The organism is Citrobacter sp. GW821-FHT07H02, assembly GCF_059418505.1.
This window is the reverse complement of sequence record NZ_JBWKPZ010000013.1, coordinates 1-18,732: the sequence shown is the minus strand read 5'-3', so window position 1 is coordinate 18,732 and position 18,732 is coordinate 1. Positions and strand designations below refer to the sequence as shown.

The 18,732-nt window shown below is 49.9% G+C and carries 16 protein-coding genes; 2 read left to right on the top strand and 14 right to left on the bottom strand.

What is annotated here, in order from left to right:
• Positions 1 to 62 precede the first annotated feature (62 nt).
• The 12 genes from AC07NP_RS13860 to AC07NP_RS13805 form a co-directional block, all read right to left on the bottom strand.
• Positions 63 to 545, bottom strand: coding sequence for an Hcp family type VI secretion system effector (locus AC07NP_RS13860; protein ID WP_203360212.1), 483 nt, complete (start codon positions 543 to 545; stop codon positions 63 to 65).
• A 588-nt stretch (positions 546 to 1,133) separates the two neighbouring features.
• Positions 1,134 to 1,628, bottom strand: a complete 495-nt coding sequence (locus AC07NP_RS13855; protein ID WP_494660819.1) for a T6SS effector amidase Tae4 family protein — start codon at positions 1,626 to 1,628, stop codon at positions 1,134 to 1,136.
• Positions 1,625 to 2,056: a Rap1a/Tai family immunity protein gene (locus tag AC07NP_RS13850; RefSeq protein ID WP_203360210.1), complete on the bottom strand. Its 432-nt coding sequence runs from the start codon at positions 2,054 to 2,056 to the stop codon at positions 1,625 to 1,627. The genes AC07NP_RS13855 and AC07NP_RS13850 overlap by 4 nt, the downstream gene beginning before the upstream one ends.
• A gap of 71 nt (positions 2,057 to 2,127) precedes the next feature.
• On the bottom strand, positions 2,128 to 3,627 hold the full coding sequence (gene tssC, locus AC07NP_RS13845) for a type VI secretion system contractile sheath large subunit (protein ID WP_494660818.1): 1,500 nt from the start codon (positions 3,625 to 3,627) through the stop codon (positions 2,128 to 2,130).
• A 3-nt stretch (positions 3,628 to 3,630) separates the two neighbouring features.
• Positions 3,631 to 4,155, bottom strand: a complete 525-nt coding sequence (gene tssB, locus AC07NP_RS13840; RefSeq protein ID WP_494660817.1) for a type VI secretion system contractile sheath small subunit — start codon at positions 4,153 to 4,155, stop codon at positions 3,631 to 3,633.
• A gap of 75 nt (positions 4,156 to 4,230) precedes the next feature.
• Positions 4,231 to 5,247, bottom strand: coding sequence for a type VI secretion system protein TssA (gene tssA, locus AC07NP_RS13835; protein ID WP_494660816.1), 1,017 nt, complete (start codon positions 5,245 to 5,247; stop codon positions 4,231 to 4,233).
• Positions 5,248 to 5,258: 11 nt separating this feature from the next.
• On the bottom strand, positions 5,259 to 5,975 hold the full coding sequence (tagF, locus tag AC07NP_RS13830) for a type VI secretion system-associated protein TagF (protein WP_203360206.1): 717 nt from the start codon (positions 5,973 to 5,975) through the stop codon (positions 5,259 to 5,261).
• Positions 5,976 to 5,991: 16 nt separating this feature from the next.
• Positions 5,992 to 9,612: a type VI secretion system membrane subunit TssM gene (gene tssM, locus AC07NP_RS13825; protein ID WP_494660815.1), complete on the bottom strand. Its 3,621-nt coding sequence runs from the start codon at positions 9,610 to 9,612 to the stop codon at positions 5,992 to 5,994.
• A 2-nt stretch (positions 9,613 to 9,614) separates the two neighbouring features.
• A complete protein-coding gene (locus AC07NP_RS13820) occupies positions 9,615 to 10,853 on the bottom strand; it encodes a DotU family type VI secretion system protein (protein ID WP_494660814.1) in 1,239 nt (412 codons plus the stop codon).
• A 17-nt stretch (positions 10,854 to 10,870) separates the two neighbouring features.
• The gene (tssK, locus tag AC07NP_RS13815) at positions 10,871 to 12,214 is read right to left on the bottom strand and encodes a type VI secretion system baseplate subunit TssK (RefSeq protein ID WP_203360203.1); all 1,344 of its coding nucleotides are present in this window, start codon (positions 12,212 to 12,214) and stop codon (positions 10,871 to 10,873) included.
• 28 nt (positions 12,215 to 12,242) lie between these two features.
• On the bottom strand, positions 12,243 to 12,746 hold the full coding sequence (gene tssJ / locus AC07NP_RS13810) for a type VI secretion system lipoprotein TssJ (RefSeq protein WP_203360202.1): 504 nt from the start codon (positions 12,744 to 12,746) through the stop codon (positions 12,243 to 12,245).
• Positions 12,747 to 12,769: 23 nt separating this feature from the next.
• Positions 12,770 to 13,264 carry an SH3 domain-containing protein gene (locus tag AC07NP_RS13805; protein WP_494660813.1) on the bottom strand — a complete coding sequence of 165 codons (495 nt, stop codon included), beginning with the start codon at positions 13,262 to 13,264 and terminating at the stop codon, positions 12,770 to 12,772.
• An 890-nt stretch (positions 13,265 to 14,154) separates the two neighbouring features.
• On the opposite strand from AC07NP_RS13805, the gene AC07NP_RS13800 reads away from it, so the two are divergent.
• Positions 14,155 to 14,772 carry a Fic/DOC family protein gene (locus AC07NP_RS13800; RefSeq protein WP_494660812.1) on the top strand — a complete coding sequence of 206 codons (618 nt, stop codon included), beginning with the start codon at positions 14,155 to 14,157 and terminating at the stop codon, positions 14,770 to 14,772.
• On the opposite strand, the gene AC07NP_RS13795 is transcribed toward AC07NP_RS13800, so the two are convergent.
• Complete coding sequence (locus AC07NP_RS13795) at positions 14,769 to 14,939, bottom strand: hypothetical protein (protein WP_192613263.1); 171 nt, start codon at positions 14,937 to 14,939, stop codon at positions 14,769 to 14,771. The two genes, AC07NP_RS13800 and AC07NP_RS13795, sit on opposite strands and share 4 nt — an antisense overlap.
• A gap of 1,176 nt (positions 14,940 to 16,115) precedes the next feature.
• Positions 16,116 to 17,924 carry a DUF7380 domain-containing protein gene (locus tag AC07NP_RS13790; RefSeq protein WP_494660811.1) on the bottom strand — a complete coding sequence of 603 codons (1,809 nt, stop codon included), beginning with the start codon at positions 17,922 to 17,924 and terminating at the stop codon, positions 16,116 to 16,118.
• Between the two features lie 262 nt (positions 17,925 to 18,186).
• On the opposite strand from AC07NP_RS13790, the gene AC07NP_RS13785 reads away from it, so the two are divergent.
• Positions 18,187 to 18,624, top strand: coding sequence for an ATP-binding protein (locus AC07NP_RS13785; protein WP_494660810.1), 438 nt, complete (start codon positions 18,187 to 18,189; stop codon positions 18,622 to 18,624).
• The last annotated feature ends 108 nt before the right edge of the window (positions 18,625 to 18,732 follow it).

Genomic DNA, 18,732 nt, shown 5'->3' with positions numbered 1-18,732 from the left:
AATAATTTAATTTCTGGTAACGATTTAAATGACCGGGGATTACTCCCCGGCCACATGCGAAATTATGCTTCTTTGTTCTCTTTGATATTCCAGCCAGCGCTGCTTTCAGCACCTTTACCACCCGCAGTGGTCTGCTCCCAGTACTGCTGTTTCACTTTCGCAGCCTGGAATGCATAGGTCACGCCAACGGTATCGCCGTTGTCTGCGCCGGTGTACTGAACCGCAGTCACCAGCACATCTTCCAGCGTGATACGGGTGTATTCAACCTGCTGGCCGCCCGCTTTACAGACAGACAGTTCAACTTTGCTCAGGTGCTTACCGCTCGCGCAGTGTTTCAAAACGGCGGTGGTAGATTTGTCGATAAGTGCATTGACGTGCAGATCGTTAAAATTAACTTTACCTGCACCACCACCGCCGCCGACACTCATATTTCCCGGCTGGGACGCGCCCCAGGAGAAGGAGGTAATATCAGTCCAGCCAGTGTGGTTAGAATCTTTAGATTCGCCCGTAACACCCTCGACCTTCAGAAACATATCAATAGCCATAATATCTACTCTTCGTGGATTAACATTATTGCTTTCGAAAAAGCACTTATATGGCAAACAGGAAAGCATGGGGCTGAATAAAACCGTCCATATTTTACCTCTGCCTCTAATCTGACGAAATCATATTCGATCAGAATATCCAGAGTGGCAGCGATTGCAACCACCCTAAATGATACCCAGCCATTCATGACGGTGACTAAGTGCTAGACAACCAACCTTTGCATCATCTAGAATAATTTCAATTACGTTTTAACAAGAAAGAATTAGTGAATGAAAAAGATTGCCTCATTAATATTAACAGTCGTGTTTTTCATTATTGGGATTTTCACTGTTATCGATATTTTTCAGTCAGCATGGTATGTCATTACACTTGAGACATTTACTGCAATGTCTGCTGGTCTTCTTTTTGGGAAAATCGCTTTTCTAATTCTAATTATTTTTGGTCTTCGTTTCTCACTGAAATGCTGGTGCACGTCAAAGTCTTGACTTCATTTTTTCAGCAAGATAATAGATTGTTATTGCCGCCATTAGCCACAAAACTTATAAAAACCAGAAACAGACAACTCCATTTAAAAATAACATCGGGAATCATGCCAATTCCCAGAACCATATTTCCTTACAATAAGGAAAGCAATCGGAGTTACAAATAAACGAATTACTACTTAGAGGCTCTATAAGATCGATATGTCCACCACCGTAACCGTCAATCTTATTGAAGAAAACGACGCCCTTTCTTCCAAGCATAGATCGCGCGCCCGCCTGACGGTCAGTATAAATTTCAGCTTTTCCAAACACATGTGACTTATACAACTGATCAGCCAGCAATTTTGCACCAGCCTCAATTGCCTTGCCTTTATACGGACCTGACTTTACAGGTAAGCGCCCCGTAAAATCGATATTGCATTTCAATAATGCCAGACTCATCCGGACTGCACATGTATTTTCGTAAGCGGGTTGCTGTTTAATTATCGTTGAGTAATCGTAGCCAATTTCTGAAAAAAGTTGTTCTGCGGATGTAAATCCAGCACGGGTCTGGTTTGCAGAGTAATGCTGGCGTTTCAACTGCTCATATAATGGTCTCATTTATTATTCTCCCGTTTGCAGGGCCGCAACTCTTTCATACCGTCAGTGATAACTTTAGAAGCACGTTGTTCTCCCTCCTGCTTCGACAGGCTGGCAAAACGAGCATAAAGATATTCATGGAGAGTATTGGGAAGAAATGGCTTACCCTTGCACCACGCAATGCCCTCTGATGCATCAACCACACCCAGAAGATACATGTCAGCCTTAATACGTTCACGCTCGTTAGTTTTTGAAAGCCATGCTTTCGCAAAACGTTCAGCACTCAGGTTCAAATCAAAACCGGTTAATAAAGCGGGATCACGGAGAAAATTAGACGTGTCATCCTGAGGTAGCGCATCAGCACGCGGATAAGAATAGGTTTCGCTATCAGCAATCGCCAGAGTAGAGGCGGCCAGCAAACTGGCTGCGATTAAAATATTACTTTTCATCGTATGTCCTTATTTACTGGCGGTAATATCTACCAGATAGATTACCGGCCCCGTAGAGCCGGTAATCTTCATTACGCGTCCTGCGTCTTCAGCGACGGCAGTTTAGAAACCAGACGCAGCGAAACGGTCAGGCCTTCCAGCTGATAATGTGGGCGCAGGAAGAACTTCGCGGCGTAGTAGCCCGGGTTGTCTTCGATTTCCTGCACCTGCACTTCGGCCGCTGCCAGCGGTTTACGGGACTTGGTTTCCTGGGAGGAGTTGGCCGGGTCGCCGTCCACGTAGTTCATCACCCAGTCATTCAGCCAGCGTTCCATCTCTTCGCGCTCGCGGAAGGAACCGATTTTGTCGCGCACGATACACTTCAGGTAGTGCGCGAAACGGCAGCAGGCGAACAGGTAGGGCAAACGTGACGCCAGACGAGCATTGGCGGTGGCATCCGGATCGTGGTACTCCGCCGGTTTTTGCAGCGACTGCGCGCCAATAAACGCCGCAAAGTCGGAGTTTTTGCGATGAATAAGCGGCATAAAACCGTTTTTCGCCAGTTCAGCTTCACGACGGTCACTGATGGCAATTTCGGTCGGACATTTCATGTCCACGCCGCCATCATCGCTTGGGAAGGTATGGCACGGCAGATTTTCGACTGCCCCGCCGGACTCCACGCCGCGAATCGAGGTGCACCAGCCGTACTCTTTGAACGAGCGGTTGATGTTGGCGGCCATCGCGTAGGCGGCGTTCGCCCAGGAATAATTGTTGTGGTTAGCGCCGTCGGTTTGCTCTTCAAAATCAAAGCTGTCGACCGGGTTAGTCCGAATGCCATACGGCAGACGAGACAGAAAACGCGGCATCACCAGCCCCAGATAGCGGGCATCTTCCGATTCACGCAGCGAACGCCAGGCGGCATATTCGGTGTTCTGGAAGATTTTGGTCAGATCGCGTGGGTTGGCCAGTTCCTGCCAGGACTCCATCTGCATCACGCCAGGTGCAGTACCGGTAATGAACGGACAGTGTGCCGCAGAACCGATGCGCGCTATTTCCCCCAGCAGCTCAACATCCTGCGGGCTATGGTCGAAATAGTAGTCACCGACGATGCAGCCAAACGGTTCGCCGCCAAACTGCCCGTACTCTTGTTCGTAGATTTTCTTGAAGATCGGGCTCTGGTCCCAGCCCACGCCCTTGTAACGTTTCAGGGTACGGCCCAGTTCCTGTTTGGAGATGCTCATAAAGCGGATCTTCAGCATCTCGTCGGTTTCAGTGTTGTTGACCAGATAGCTCAGGCCACGCCAGGCGCTTTCCAGTTTCTGAAACTCGTCATGGTGAATAATCTGATTCACCTGCTGCGAGAGCTGCTCATCAATACCGGCAATCAGATTTTGAATGGTGCGGTAGGTGTCGTTTGAGAAGGTGACGGTATTTTCCAGCGCCTGCTGCGCCAGCGTTTTTACCGCGCTCTCCACCGCCGAACGCGCCTGATCGGTTTTAGGACGAAACTCTTTGTTCAGCAGCGCGCTGAATTCGTCCTGGCTGAACGCCTGATCTGCCTGCAGCTCTTGTTGTTGAGTCTGGTTGCTCATCGATTATTCCTCGCTACCTTTCGCGCTATCGTCATTTTTCGGCAACTGGCTCAGGGATTTGAGCAGCGTCGGATCCTGCAGAATTTTAGCGATCAGCTCTTCCGCACCGTTTTTGCCGTCCATATAGGTCAGCAGGTTGGAGAGCTGAGTACGCGCTTCCAGCAGCTTGTTCAACGGTTCAACTTTGCGGGCCACCGCATCCGGCAGGAAGTCATCCATGCTGTCGAAGGTCAGATCGACGTTGAGCTTACCTTCGCCGGTCAGCGTGTTGTCCACGTGGAACGCGACGCGCGGCTTCAGCGCTTTCATACGTTCGTCGAAGTTATCGATGTCGATTTCAAGGAATTTACGCTCGTCAACCGCCGGCAGGCTTTCAACCGGTTTGCCCACCAGATCGGCCATTACGCCCATCACAAACGGCAGCTGAATTTTACGTTCTGCACCGTAGATCTCTACGTCGTACTCGATCTGCACGCGGGGGGCACGGTTACGTGCGATGAATTTCTGCCCACTGTTACTCAATGCCATGATGTTCTCCGTCAAAGATGCGCGGTGAAGGTGAAACGGCAGACGTCGTGCCTGTCGTCATAATGCCTGGACGCGTCATTCGCGGCGTCCAAAAATGTTTTCCAGTTGATTTACGCCGTCCGGCGCCAGGTCGCGAATAATGTCCATAAAGTTGAGTTCAGACAGCCGCTGCACCCGTTCAATCATCAACGGCGCGGGGTGACTCGGTTCATACTGCGCAAAATACTGCTTCGCTTTCTCCAGCATCAGCTGCGCGTCGGCGCGACTGGTGACCTGCACGCTGCGCCAGTCCGTGACCTGCTGAACGGGCGCAACTGCGGCGGTCGGCGGCGTTGCGCTTTGTTCAACCGACGCCTCAGCGCCCGGCAACAACGTGCTGATATCGGTCATCTGACAGGCGCTGGCCACCAACCCAACGGTTTTCAGCAGTTGTTCCATTTCCGGTACGCCGCTCTCCCCGAGGTGCCCGACCAGCCGATCGCGGATCGCCAGTAGCCGTTCGTTAATCAAGAAAACCGCCTCGGTGCCGGGCTGGCCACCGCGGGCCAGTTCATCAATCAGCCTTGGACGGCCACCGGGATAATCCGGGCATTCGGTTTTGCTGCCATCGAGCAGCGCCTGGGCATCGCGCAGCGAAATCTCGTCGCCGTTTGAGCGCAACAGCGAGGCATTACGCAGCGCGAAAGTGAGATCGGATTTATCGCCCAGCCCCGCGAGGGCGTTAATACGGTAGAACGGATCGGTTTCGCCATACTCTTCCAGCCGTGGGTACAGCGGTTCCCAGTAGCGGGAAAGCGCCTGCTCTACCAGCAACAGCCCATCTGCGTATCCCGATAGCCCCCGACGCCGTGTCCAGGCATGGGTTAACGCCAGCATGACGCGCAGATCTTTGGTACGCCCCAACAGGCGGGTGGCGAGCTTTTCCACCGTATTCCAGTCGGCAGGTTCCGCTGGAATAATGGTGTCGCCGAACTGCTGTTCGGCTTTGCCCTGGCTTGCCTGCCCCATGGCCTGGAAGTCAGCGTCGTACTCAAGATTTTCGCCGCAGGGGTTTTCGTGGCTAATCGGCGCGAGAATTTCATCAATATTCATGGAGTCCCTGCTTATTCAAACATCGGCGGATAGAGGCCGTGACGACCTGGCCGGGCACCGCCTGCCGGATCGAACAGCAGCGTAAAAAGCTGCCCGGTAAAGTTTCCGCTGTGAACGTGGGTGTAAAGCGGGTAACCATCGCAGCGGTTGGTCCACCAGAAGCTGGCCTGACGCTGCGGGTCGAAGCACTCTGCCGCCTGCGGCCACCCCAGGGTTATCGGGTCGTCTTCGGCATAACCGATCACATCCAGGATGTCGGAGCGCATCTGCGGCTCAACGGGTTGCGGCGGCGGAATCATCATCAACGCCTCCTCCAGTTGCGCGGCGGAGTAACCGTTGCGCACCGCGTGTAATACCACCCGGCCAAGCTGCTGATACCAGCTTTCGGCCTGCCCCAACAGACGCGGCGACCACTCAGCAGGCGTAAAGCTAAGCTGGGCGCAGACCGGATACTGCCGCCCTACGCTGTCTCGTGCTGGCAGCAGGCAGCCCATCTGGATCATCTGGCTACCCAGCATCGGCGGCACGACAAAATTCCATACCGGGGCTTTGGCGAACTGGCGCTCGCCGCTGCGCTGCTCTTCCTGTTGCCAGGCCAGCAGGCCGACCTGAAACCAGTGGGACCACTGGCGTTGTAACGCGTCAGGAAAACGACGCTGCAGAAAGTCGCCTGCGCTGGGTAATTTGCCATACCAGCTGTAGAGGTTCATCGCAGGGGGATTCGTCATACGGCTGTCCTTGCGGTTATGGGCATGAGAAACGGGGAAGCTGGAACGGATTACGAATGCTGTTTGGCGCAAACTCCAGCGTGACCTGATGACCGTCCACGCTGAAGGTAGCCTGACGGCTCAGGCTGCCCGCGCCGGGGCTGGTGCGCGCTTTATCGAAAAAGCGGTTCAGCGCCCAGGCACCGTTAGTCACCAGTGTGGCCGTGCTGCCATTCGCCAGCCCTAACTGCATACGCACCTGATTTGTGCCGCCCGGTCCCGGCCAGTTCATTATCTGCACCGCCTGGGGTCCATGGCTGTAGCGCAATTGCTGCCCGTCCACGTCCAGGGTCAGGTTCAGAATGGTGTTGTCCATCCGCACAGTGCGCACCGTCACCTTGAAAGAGGGCGTGGTTGCACCGTTGGCGAAAAACGCGTCCCGGATTGACTGCGCCTGCTGGAACGGGCGCAGCAACCCTTCACTCCCCGGCAGGGTTTTGCCATCGATGCCCGGCATAAAGCGCCAGTTCGCCTGAGTGGTATCCACCTTGTTGGTCAGATTGTCGCGAAAAAAGGTGTCCATCAGCCCGGTGCCCGGCGCGAACATGCGGGCGAGATCGTCAGGCGTGACCTCTGTGCCGGCACTGCGAACCAGCGGGTAACGACCGGCAATCGCCTGGCGACAGAAACCGCCGACTTCAACGTTAATCCGCTTGCGGACATTTTCCAGGTCACGGCGTTGGGTGTCACTGCTGGCACCCACTGCCATATTGCTGAACATGGTTTGCAGTCCGCCAGGCAGACGACCCGCGCTGGCCTGCAGACGGCTAATCGCTTCGCCGCCCGGTGCCGGCATGCCGCTGTTAGCGGCGTCCTGGACGGCCGTCAGGTAGCGGTAAAGCTCATCAACCTGCTTGAGAAAATCATCAAAGACGAGCGTTTTACCGCCCTTCTCCAGCGGCTGCGCAAGCTCAATCATCGGCGCATAATGCTCGGTAACCCGCTGTTCAGGGGTTTGCGTCATGACCGCGCTCTGTGTCGGCGCTGCGTCATTGTTGCTAAACAGCGCTTCCAGCGTGCGGGTGGCCCGGTTGCCCTGCTCCTGGGCTTTCCCGGCATCCTCGGGCGCAGGCGCATTGTGCGACAGATCCAGCACCTGGCTCAGATTCTGAACCAGACGGCGCAGCGGCGAGTTAGCGCTGGAGAGCAGGCGCGCCGTATTGATGCGTTGAGAAAGATCGGCGCTGTTGTTGAGCTGAATATCAGCAAGGAAGCGATCCCAGTTCGCGATAAAGTCACGCATGTAGAGCTGGCGTACGGCGTTATCGATCTGCGGTTTGTCTTCCTGCGATGACGTCGCGCCCAGCACCCAAACGTCATCTTCGTGTAGAGCGGTGGTCACGTTGTCAATCTGACCGTTAAAGCTTTTCCAGTAGCCGTCCGGGGTGTATAGGCCCGGCACGCCTTCACTCACCGGTTTGCCGCTTTTACGTGAAAAGACCAGTTCGCTTTGCGGGCCGCCCAGATCCGTCAGCGAAACCGGCTGCAGATTTTCATCATGCTCAAGCAGACGTTTCAGGCGACCATAGACACGGGTGGAGAGCGGCTGCTGGTTGATCAGTGCCCGCTCGCGCGCCACCAGCGTCTCGTCCTGGGCATACGGCGAAGACTGAATTTGCGGCTCCAGCAGTTGCGTCAGATGCCATTCGAGCTGCTGAAGCTGCGCCTGCGTGACGTTTTGCGGCAGATTGCGTTGTAAATTCAGCATCACCCACGAGTGCAAAAACTTGCCGTCGTAATGCTTCGGCTGATAGAGCATCTGATACGCCTTCAGCGCCTCGTAGCTGTATTCCACATCGCTGCCGTTATCGTTACGCAGCCAGGTGGTGATGTGCATCGCCACGGCAGGCAACAGCATCTGATCCAGCGCTTTCTGATACAGAGACTGCGAAGCGTCGCTGACGTCATCACCGCGATAAAGCCCCATACGGCGAGTCACCGGAGGATCGTTGACGTCAAATGCGTTGCTTTTTGGTAGTTCCACCAGATCGTTGAGCAGTGGCAGGAGGGCAAACAGATCGCGCTGTGGCTGGTTTTGCAACGCTTTGCTCTGCTGCTCCAGGTGCGGCACTTTTGCATCCACCTCTTCCAGATACGCTTTGTTCCGGTTAAAGCTGATGAGCCACAGCCCGCTAAGGATAACCAGCAGGGCGAGGATCGCCGCATAGCCAGACCAGGTAACGGCACGATTGCGCAGTTCCCACCAACGGTTTTCCCCGGCGATACCCGCTTCCTGGAAAATGACGTTTTGCAGCAGGTTTTTGATGAAGAAACTCTGGCCTTTCGCGCCCGGGATCGGCGACGCCTTGCTGACAGAATCCCAGCTATCGCTTTCCTCGCCTTCCGGTAACGAGAGCGCGCGGTTCAGTTCGCCCATCACGCGGTCGAACGGCATCCCCTCCTGAGTCCCGCTGGCGAAGTAGATCCCGCGCGGTGAGAACTCAGTTTCAAAGTTAGAACGGGCGAAGACCGTACTCAGGTAGTCCGCCAGCAGCGGCCGCAGCGCGGCGAACTCCTGCGGGAAGAGATACGCATCGGCGCGGGTTTTCGCATCGTGCTCTTTAAGCATGGTTTCCGGCAGCCCCGCATCCAGACGCTGTTGCAGAAGCGAGAACTCCCGGGTGAAGTTGCCCATCAGATCAAAGTCGGCGTGTTTGGTCTGCTCCCAGGGGAGCGTAAAGCCCCAAATTTGATCGCGCTGCACTTTGTCGTAATCAGCAAACCAGGCGCGGAAACCTTTGAGCAGGTCGGCCTTGGTCACCATCACATAGACCGGGAAGCGAATACCCAGTTGCTCATGCAGTTCAGAAAGACGCTGGCGCAGGTTTACCGCCTGCTGGCGGGACGCCTCGGCGGACTGGGTCAGCAGGTCAGAAATACTGATGGTGATAATGACGCCGTTAATCGGCTGGCGGCGGCGGTATTTACGCAGCAGCGCGATGAACTCCAGCCATTCGCTGGCATCCTGCACCTGTTCACTCTCTTGCGTGGTGTAACGCCCGGCGGTGTCCAGCAGCACCGCCTCGTTGGTAAACCACCAGTCACAGTTACGGGTGCCGCCGATGCCCCGCAGCGCGGTTTTACCGAAGCGATCCGCCAGCGGGAATTGCAGCCCGGAATTGGCCAGCGCTGTCGTTTTGCCGGAACCCGGCGCGCCGATGATCACATACCACGGCAACTGATAGAGATATTGCGTACTGAACCGCTGGGTCCACTGGGTGCGGTTACCCGCTTTGCTGAAGTGGGCTTTTTTCAGCATCTGCGCCGCTTCGTCGAAACGTCCTGCGAGGACCTGCTCCTCGCTGTTCAGCCGTTTCTGGGGATCCGCCGCTTCCGGGCTGGTGGTGTTCTCATTGAGCTTGTCCATCAACTTGCGGTTTAGCCAGGCGTTATACAAACGCGGCAGAATGTGGCTCTGGGCCCAAATCAGGTAGACCACCGCGATGCTGATGATGCGGTTCTGTTCAGATTCGAGCGGCCGGGTATCCACGATGGAGAGCAGCGGGCCAATCATCCAGATCACCGCAGCGAGCGCCGTTACGCCGAGCAGGCTCCACAGCACGCGATTGGTGAGAATGGAAAGAAGAGTTGTCAGCATCCTTAGTTTCCTTGCGGCAATCCGTTCAGCTCAGCCTGGGTATTTTCAGGCGACACCAGCAGAGTAATTTCCACACGGCGGTTACGGGCGCGGTTTTCTGGCGTGTTGTTTGGCGCGACGGGATTGATCTCGCCTCGCCCTTCCGCTTTCACGCGTTCAGGTTGCGAGAGTCTTCCCTGCAATTGTTTTTGTACTGAGCGTGCGCGTTCCAGCGAAAGTTCATAGTTGGAGGCGAAGCGCGCGCTGCGAATCGGCAGGTTGTCGCTGTACCCCACCACCAGAATTTTGCCGCTGACGTTATTCATCGCCTGGGCGATGCGGTCGATGACCGGTTCATAGCGGTCACGCACCACCGTGGAGGCGGAAGCGAACAGACCGTCACCTTTCAGAATCACCACGCTGCGATCCGCTTCATCCTTCACCACCACCAGCCCGGCATCAATTTCAGGTTTCAGGAAACCGCGCAGGTTCAGCACCGCAGGCAGCTGTGGCGCCGGATGTTGAATCGTGGTTTCCGGCAGTTGAGACTGGTAGATCTTCGCCAGCACCGGATTGGTGCTGTCACCAAGGCGCCAGTTAAGAATGATATAGAACAGGCAGGCGATAAAACCGCCCAGCGCCACGCAGGCCCACAGCGGCACCATCGGCCGCCAGAGTTTGCGCAGCACAGGACGATCTTCCGGATGTGGAGAGAGCGCGGGCGGATAGCTACCGCGCACGCCACGGATCATCTGCCACAGCCGCTGCTTGATGGTTTCAAGCTGGGTACGACCGTTATCCAGCACCCGATAGCGCCCCTCGAAACCGAGCAGCAGACAGTAGTTGATCATCTCCAGCAACAGGAGGTGTTCACGCGGATTCTGCGACAGACGCGCCAACAGCTGGAAGAACTTCTCCCCGCCCCAGGTTTCGTTATGAAAGGTCACCAGCAGTCCGCTGCTGGACCAGACGCCGCTGCTGCCCCAGGGGGTGAGCGCGGCGGCTTCGTCCAGCGCCGTGCACAGGCAGTAGCGTGCGCCGACGATCACTTCATACGGCAATCCTACCTGCTGGCAGCGCACTTCGAAGCGGCGAATTTCGTCAATTAAGCGCTGGCGCAACGCCAATTGATCATCGTGAGAAACCGAATGACGGATTTGCGCAATCGCATTGAGCAGCGGATTGGCGGCCGCCACCAGCGGGTTATTCCCACTCGCTGTGGTAAACGCGGCATCGCTGCCGGGATCCTGTCGTTCCTGCATAGTAAGCGCTCGCCTTATTATTCTGTCGGGCTACGGATAGCCCAAAACTCCATATCGAGTCCAGGGAACTCCCCCGCAAGATGCAGGGCGAACGCGCCGGACTTATCCATCTCGTTCCACAACTCTCCCCCCTTTTCCAGCTCGAAGTAGCTGTAGCCAGCGTGCCAGGGGATCTGCGGCGGCGCGACGGGCATAGCGCGCAGCATAATGCCCGGCAACTGAAGCTGAACCAGATCGCGGATTTTAGAGACGGGCGCCACTTTCATTTGCGCAGGGAAATGGGTTTGCAGCTGCTCGCCCGGCACGTTGGCTTTCACGGCCAGCACGAAACCGAACTCACGCACCATGCTCGTTTCCGGTACGGTGGCAATATTCAGGCCGTGGGAGCGTTCGTTGAGCGGCAACTGAATCGCATGGTCTTCCATCACCAGCGACAGCCCCTGACGGAGCATCAGCATCAGCTTGCTAAAGCAGCCCGCCAGATCGTCATGATCGTATACGGGCAGTATGCTTTCTGCGGTGCGCTGCGACGTCCAGGTAGCGAGTTCAGTGGCAAACGGCAGCCAGCTGCGCCAGAGCGTTTCCGGGTGCAGCAGCGGGAGCGTTTTGAAATGCGACACCTCGCCAAGATGGCGATTCACCAGCGACAGCAGCGTAAATTCAATCAGTTCAGACGTGTTAAAACGCCCAGGCTGGCGCAAACGTCCCCCGATCTGCTGGCTGCGCTGAACCAGTAAACCGTGGAGATCGTTAATCATGCTGTAAAGCTGCGGGCTGTTGTTGGCATTCAGCATCGGCGGAATATAGGTGTTATCCAGCCGCACGTGATTGTCGTTACGCTTCTCAGTGACGAACGCCACGCCGATAGCGGTCCATTCCGCCGTCAGATCGTTTTCCAGCATCAGCTTCAGGCGCAGCCGACCAAACTGTACCGTGGCGTCGCCTACCGACATCGCGTTATCGTCTTCAACGTCTTGCTCATAGGCCATGAAGCGCGCCAGCGAAGCCTGCTCTTCACTAAAAATGACTTCTTCACGCTCACCCCGGCGAACCGGCAATGCCAGCACGACCTTTTCATTGGTGAGGTTGTCAGGGATTTTCAGCGGCGGCGGCGCGTTGCGGCCATTACGCAGGTGGAAAAAGGTGCCGTCGGGAAGTAGCCCACTCGCGTAGCTCAGCGCAATGCATCCCTGACGGAGCATCGCCTCGTCCAGTTCAACATCGAGAAATCCCCACAGATACGATCGTTGCAGCGCTCCCCATTCACGCACGTGGTTGAGCAGGTAACTTTCTGTCCGCTGAAAATGGTGTGGACGCAGAAACATCCCTTCGGTCCAGACGACCTTTTCTGCTTTCGTCATGATGATGTGATTCCTGTTATGAAGCGCGTTACTGGCTGATGACCCGGATCCCGTTTACGTCAAGAAAGACGCTGGCCTGCAGTTCGTCTGCGGACCCTTTCCAGAACTGGTAAAGATGATTTTCGCCAGGGACAGGCAACGGGAGAGAGACGCGCCACTTTTTTCCATCCAGCATCTGGTATTCCGCCATCACACCGATGTAGCGTGCTTCAGGCGAGCTTTGTCCGCTCAGGGTTTTCGAAAGCTGGTCAGGCATCAGAAAGAACACATCGCTGTTAAGCAGATTCGCGCCAAGCGTGGCCGACGCGTTGTTCTGTAGGGAATAAAAGTCGCTGGACATGAAATCCGCATCAGATTTCAGCAGCAGCACTCTCACTTTGAGCGGCGCCGAATCATTGATTTGCGGATGGGCCTGAAACTGCAGATTGTAGCGGGAGGGATCGCTGTGTGAAGACGATGAACAACCGCTAACCAGGGTGAATAGCACCACGAAAAACGCCAACCACATCCTGTGAAAATTTTTATTATTCATAAAAATAAGCTCGTGAAGCCCGTTTAGTTCAGGATCCAGGTCCCGTTGGCGTTGTCTTTGCAGGCTTTGCTGTTACCGTCTACGTCTACGCAGGTCGTTTTCTTACGCGCTTTTGGTCGCATGGCTTGCTTACGTACCGTCGCCTCATACTGGTCGGCCTTAATCACGGCCCGCATTGGCACATAACCGATCAGTTGATCGTTGCCCTCGTCGGCGAGCGCCATCCAGAAGGACTCTACCTGTCCCAGTACCGTGTAGGTTTTACCGGTCTCAAGGGTACGGATGACCTTTCCGCTGTAGTCTGGGCGGCTCATCAGAGAAGCCGGATACATTGCGCGATAAGGTTCGTTCACTGGCGTAAATTCCGCAGGCGGAACAACAACATGTCGGTGGGTTAACGTGACGCCATTCACCTGGCTGGTAACAATGGTATCGTCGGTAATCACAGGTTTCTGCGGCGCTTTACAGCCCGCCACTGCCATTACAAACAGAAGTGAAAACAGTACGCGCATTTTCATATGCTTTTCCGTAGCGATATTTAGATAATGATCAACATGAGAGGTAAATTTGATTTGAATGCTATCGTTAAGAATATTCCAGATACTTTATAGGGGTTACTATCATTTGGGTATAGCTACCGCAATAGCCTTACAGAATAAGGCCCTATTTTATCCTGGAATTTTTAACAAACAGGAAACAAGTGTACATAAGCTTTTCGTCAATTCAATATTATCTGGCCATTACCCACCATATTTAGAGGGTTTCAGGCTATTATAGGATTAATCCTGGCAAAGGCTTTTAAAAGGTCTTCTTTGCATTTTACATTGCAACCAAATACACCTATCGCATTGATTTACATGAAATAAAATTAAAATAGCGATAAATTTCATTACCCCATCCCGGCAATCACTTCTACTACCATAATTAGTAGAATTACCCATCATGGTAGCTAAAGAATATATTTCAAACGAACCGTTTGTTGCATTTTAAGGGCATGTTTGATTCTTGCTTCTATTATTATTAATGCAATTGGAATTAATAGTCAGCGATATTAATTTTGCGACCTGAAATAACATCATGCCATGGCGAAATGTTTCCCGATGCAGCGGTGTACCGAGAGATGCAGATTATTAATTCGGATCAGTTAATCCGTAAATTGGGCGGGGGGGAACGGCTATGGGCATCACAAACCAATGGCTTCAATAGCAAATTTAGATTTTAAATCTCCCATGATGCATTACTCTGTTAATACTGATTTTTAACGATTTTTTCTATTAAAATAGAAAACTATATTTTAACCGGAGATCTTGTAACTAGCTGATTATGAAAAATTGTTGTCCTACGCGTCCAGCGTTATAATTTTCTGGTTTTCCAACGATTTCTTCCCTCATTAACGCAGGATGTTCCCATGAGCCGATACCATGTCTCCGGTAGTGAAGGACAGTATGAGAAAAACTCTGGCGAGCAAATTCTGGCAAACAAGCTGGGGATTACTCATTCTGATGAGATGGATGAGGCAGAACTTGTCCTGTTAGAACAACTCTATCGGTTTGTTTTTGAAGAACAGTTTCCATCAGGACAGCTCACCATTGCTCTGCTGAAAAACTGGCACCGCCGCTGGCTGGGGAACATCTACGAGTGGGCTGGGCAAGAAAGAGCGGTAAACATCAGCAAGGGTAGCTTTATGTTCGCCCCCTCTGCACAGTTGCCAAAACTACTACACGAATTCGACACTAAGTACCTGGCCCGATATACACCCTGTACCGACATGAGCAAGGAACAACTCATTGAGGCTATTGCTGTAACCCATGTAGAGTTGATACTCATCCATCCATTCAGGGAAGGCAACGGACGTTTATCGCGACTTTTAGCCGATGTGATGGCGGTTCAGGGAGGATACAAACCACTGGATTATCAAAGTTGGGAGCAAAACAAAGCCAAATACATTTCGGCTATCCATGCAGGTATGTCGATGGACTACAACCCAATGTGCTATTGGGTCAAAACGGCGTTGCGCAGTGACTAAACGGCAAGGCGAAGATGGGCGAATTTTTTGCGCGTAGCTTCAAGCGAAGCTTCGATCTTCTCAGAGGATTGACCCGTTTCAACTGCGGTTGACGTAGCTACCGAGCGAACGATGTCGGCACGAGACGGCTTAACATAATACGCCTGCGTTTTTTTGCTATTGCTCATCGCGGTTCCTCAGCTATCGAATGTGTAATCTCTAACCATTATACCAAGGTTTCTACACGACTTCATATAATCTGATGGTCAGTTGTAGGGCGGCTGTAACGGCAAATGAAAGACGCTACTCCAGTTGTACCGCGAGAAATGTACAAGCCCCGATTTTCGCTAATCACAATGTTGCGCTTATCACCTGACGTCATCATTTCTGGCGTTTTAAACGACAGAGACTCTGCCGCTTGTTTTCCTGCCATAAAGAGTCCGTTATCATGCTCTCTATGTAGTCATGAACTGATATGCAGACGTTCATGAGATCCAATGAGACGCCGTGAAACTTAATGAGAACAATAAAAATCACTCACTCATTAAAATTAAAGAAAATGGACATCACAAACCAATGACTTCAATAGCAAATTTAGATTCTCATACCCCCATGATGCAGCAGCACCTGAGAAATCATCCTAATGCCATGAAAAACATACAGTAATTATCTTGTAGTTTTCATTGGCCTACGTATGGGATACATTTTTTGGACTTTAACCGGGTGTTCGAAGTCGCTTCAGATAGAAAAAGTTCTTCGACTTGGCTGGCTTCGGTGGGAGCAAGAAGCGATGGTGAGCCTTGAAGGACGAAAGGCTACTTCAAAAACAAAGTAACCTTTCCAATATCCCCATATATGGGGCAAGTAGTATATTAACTGCACATTGTGCAGGAGACGTATGACATAAAAACTCTTTTATTTATGGCATACTTAATAAATAACTTATTTTATATTTATGTCAATAGATTTTGGTTAAATATTTTTATAATAATTAATCGCCAGATTTATATTATAGCTTCGCTTGTGCAAGCGAAGGTCTTATTGTTCTTTAATGAGTAATGCCAATTATAACATAAGCAAGGGCTAACCCTACGAAGCTACTGCGTATGCTTCTTCGGGTTGACCTTGCTTTTCCGCCCTTTGGTTGGAAAAGGAAGAATAGCCACATATCCGACATTCTAATTACTTAATACTACAGCCCATAATAAAATAAACGCCTTCAATAGCCAGTTAACTAAATAATTAAAAGTCAACCGAACTATAGCCAACCATCAAAAACACATAAATATGGCTACCGCTTTAACAATAGCCATCTATATTTAACTTAGGTTAACATTAATATAAACATAAAATTTAACTGTTGATCATTCAGATTCCTCAATGACAGGAGCATTTTTTAGATCCTGATATTCATTATGACCAATCACGACAGATAGCATTACCCATCTTAATATTCTCCACCAGAGATAAACAACATCCCCCCCACTGGCAGTATCGTCATCTAATAACCCGTGTGCTACTGCATTTCTCAGATTAGAGCCAATGTTATTAGTTAACAGCATTTTTAACTCAAAAAGGAAATTCTCGTCAAAAACTTCCTTAGCTTTTGGTTTATCTAAAAGAGTTGATATAGATACTTCAGTGCTTTTTGCATTCTTATCTATAATTGCAGAGTATTCACCTTGATCATAAAGTATCTTTCTAATTATATCTTCTAAAAGAGGGGCTAATAGGTGCACTGATGCAGAAAAATTGTACTCAAAGCCAAAATGCAGGGCTTGCGAGAAAAGGGCTATTTTACTATCGGGTATAAATCCACAATGTTCGCAAAGATCTTTAATAACTTTATAATCAATATAATACTCTTCACAAATTTGTTTAAGTGCAGGAGCAATTCTTGCCTGTATTTGTAGCGATATATATATTGAAAAACCTTGTGATAATGGAATTATAATATTCTCTAAGCTATAATCCTCATCTTTCAATTCATCAATTTCAACACCGTTTGTTTTAGCAAGAACTCTGCCATCTCTATCAGTTACTATGGAAGGAAATATACTTTGAAATGGGTGATTCCTAATACTGTCAACCGCATCTTTAATCATTCTTTTTTTATTGACTGGATGGGCAATAAAACAAAAATTGTAAAGAGAATGAATTATATCCTTTTGTTCTGAAACAAGTTCTATAGCTCGATTTACCTCAACGGAAATGTCTAATGGTTCTGTTTTTATTATTGCCATAGACTCATATGCATGTTTACCTTCTTTTCTAATCATAGCTTTTAATGCTGTAATAGCTTCATCTACATCAAAGATCCCACGAAGTGTAATTTTTGATGCTTTATATTTTTTCAAGGATTCATTAAAGCAATTTACTGCATGCAGGCCTTGATACTCCCTTCCTTCTTCATCTAACAATCTTGCATGGTATAAATTCACTAATTGGCATTTATGATCACCATTTCCTTGGAAGATATCATTTTTATACCGCTCATATAATATTGTTAGACAACGATAAGCAGACACATAGTCTTTTGATTTTTTTGATTTATAGATAAATTTCCTTATAACTTTATTGATTAAGACATCATCTTCATTTTTGATGCTATTTGATGTTATTATATCCGCCATTTCACAGAACAAGTAGGGATTATTAGTCTCATGAAAACAAGCCATTATTTTTGATTCAATCACATCATACGCCGAGAACTCTTGAGTGAACTTTGGTAAATAAAGAGCTCTGTAGAAAACATCCTTTACGTATCCATACCAATTATCTTCCTTGATATCTAAGGATGAAAAAGCATTTAATGCCTCTGAAGCAAAATTACGTTGCCTTGGTTTCTTATAAAGCCACAACACATCATATAATCGGCCACGTACAGGTAAATGAGTTATCTTTTCTGCCAAAAAAGCAATATTATCTAAATCATCTTCGTTTAACAAGTCAGATAAATTTTTCCCAGTAGATGGTTCTACATAAAATGTATTTTTCTTTTTAAGATGTATCCGAGTATTCAATATTGTATTAATTTTTTTAAATAAATCGTTCGAAGAATTTTCTTTATGCACTAACAAATTATAAGATATATCACCATATGAATTTATGTCCATAGAACATGCATTAATGATATCAATCATCCTTTCCATTTCTTTAATGTCTTTTTTCATTGTTCTTCCTTCTAAATCCATCTCATATTACTCTATAAAAATTATATTATAAAACATGAAAATATCAACCAGTTTGTGCACATTACAAAATTGGAATGACAGCGACACTCCTGTTAGAAATAATCACTTCCGCATGACAAATAAAACTTACATTTTATAAAATCCAGCTTACCAAATATTATATTTACAACATTACACACTTGACGTTTTATTATTATCTTTTATATATGGTTTATGACACAATTAAAATTTAGGTATTTATATGCATTATAATCCTCAAAAACAACAGCCTGATTTAACAAAAACATCAAGAAGGGGAAAATTTCATACTGAACGACTACCAGAGGATGAAATCAGATCATACTGTGTAAGTGTCAGATTAAATGAAAATGAATTATCTATTTTAGAAGAAAAAAGAGGTTCTTATAAAAAAGGAGAATGGCTCAGGATGGCTTCGCTGAATAAACTTCCTTTGGTATTACCAGAAATTAATAAAAGTGCATGGGTAGAGCTTGGTCGCCTTTCGCAAGACTTAAATCGCCTGCTGACCTACCTCGACAGTAAAAGTCCTGACAGCGATCCAACCCTGACAGAAATGCATGTAATCAAACGGCAGGTACAGACACTACGCACTCTTCTACTCCCTTCAACTTTTTGGAGAAATACAAATGAAAGGCATGCAAAAAATCAAGAGAGGTAAGCAATTTACTGGAGTGCTGCTCTATGCACTCTGAAGTGGTTTACTGAATTTGGCCACCTGAACAGAGGTGATATGCTCACCTCAGAACAACACAGGTGCACCAATGAA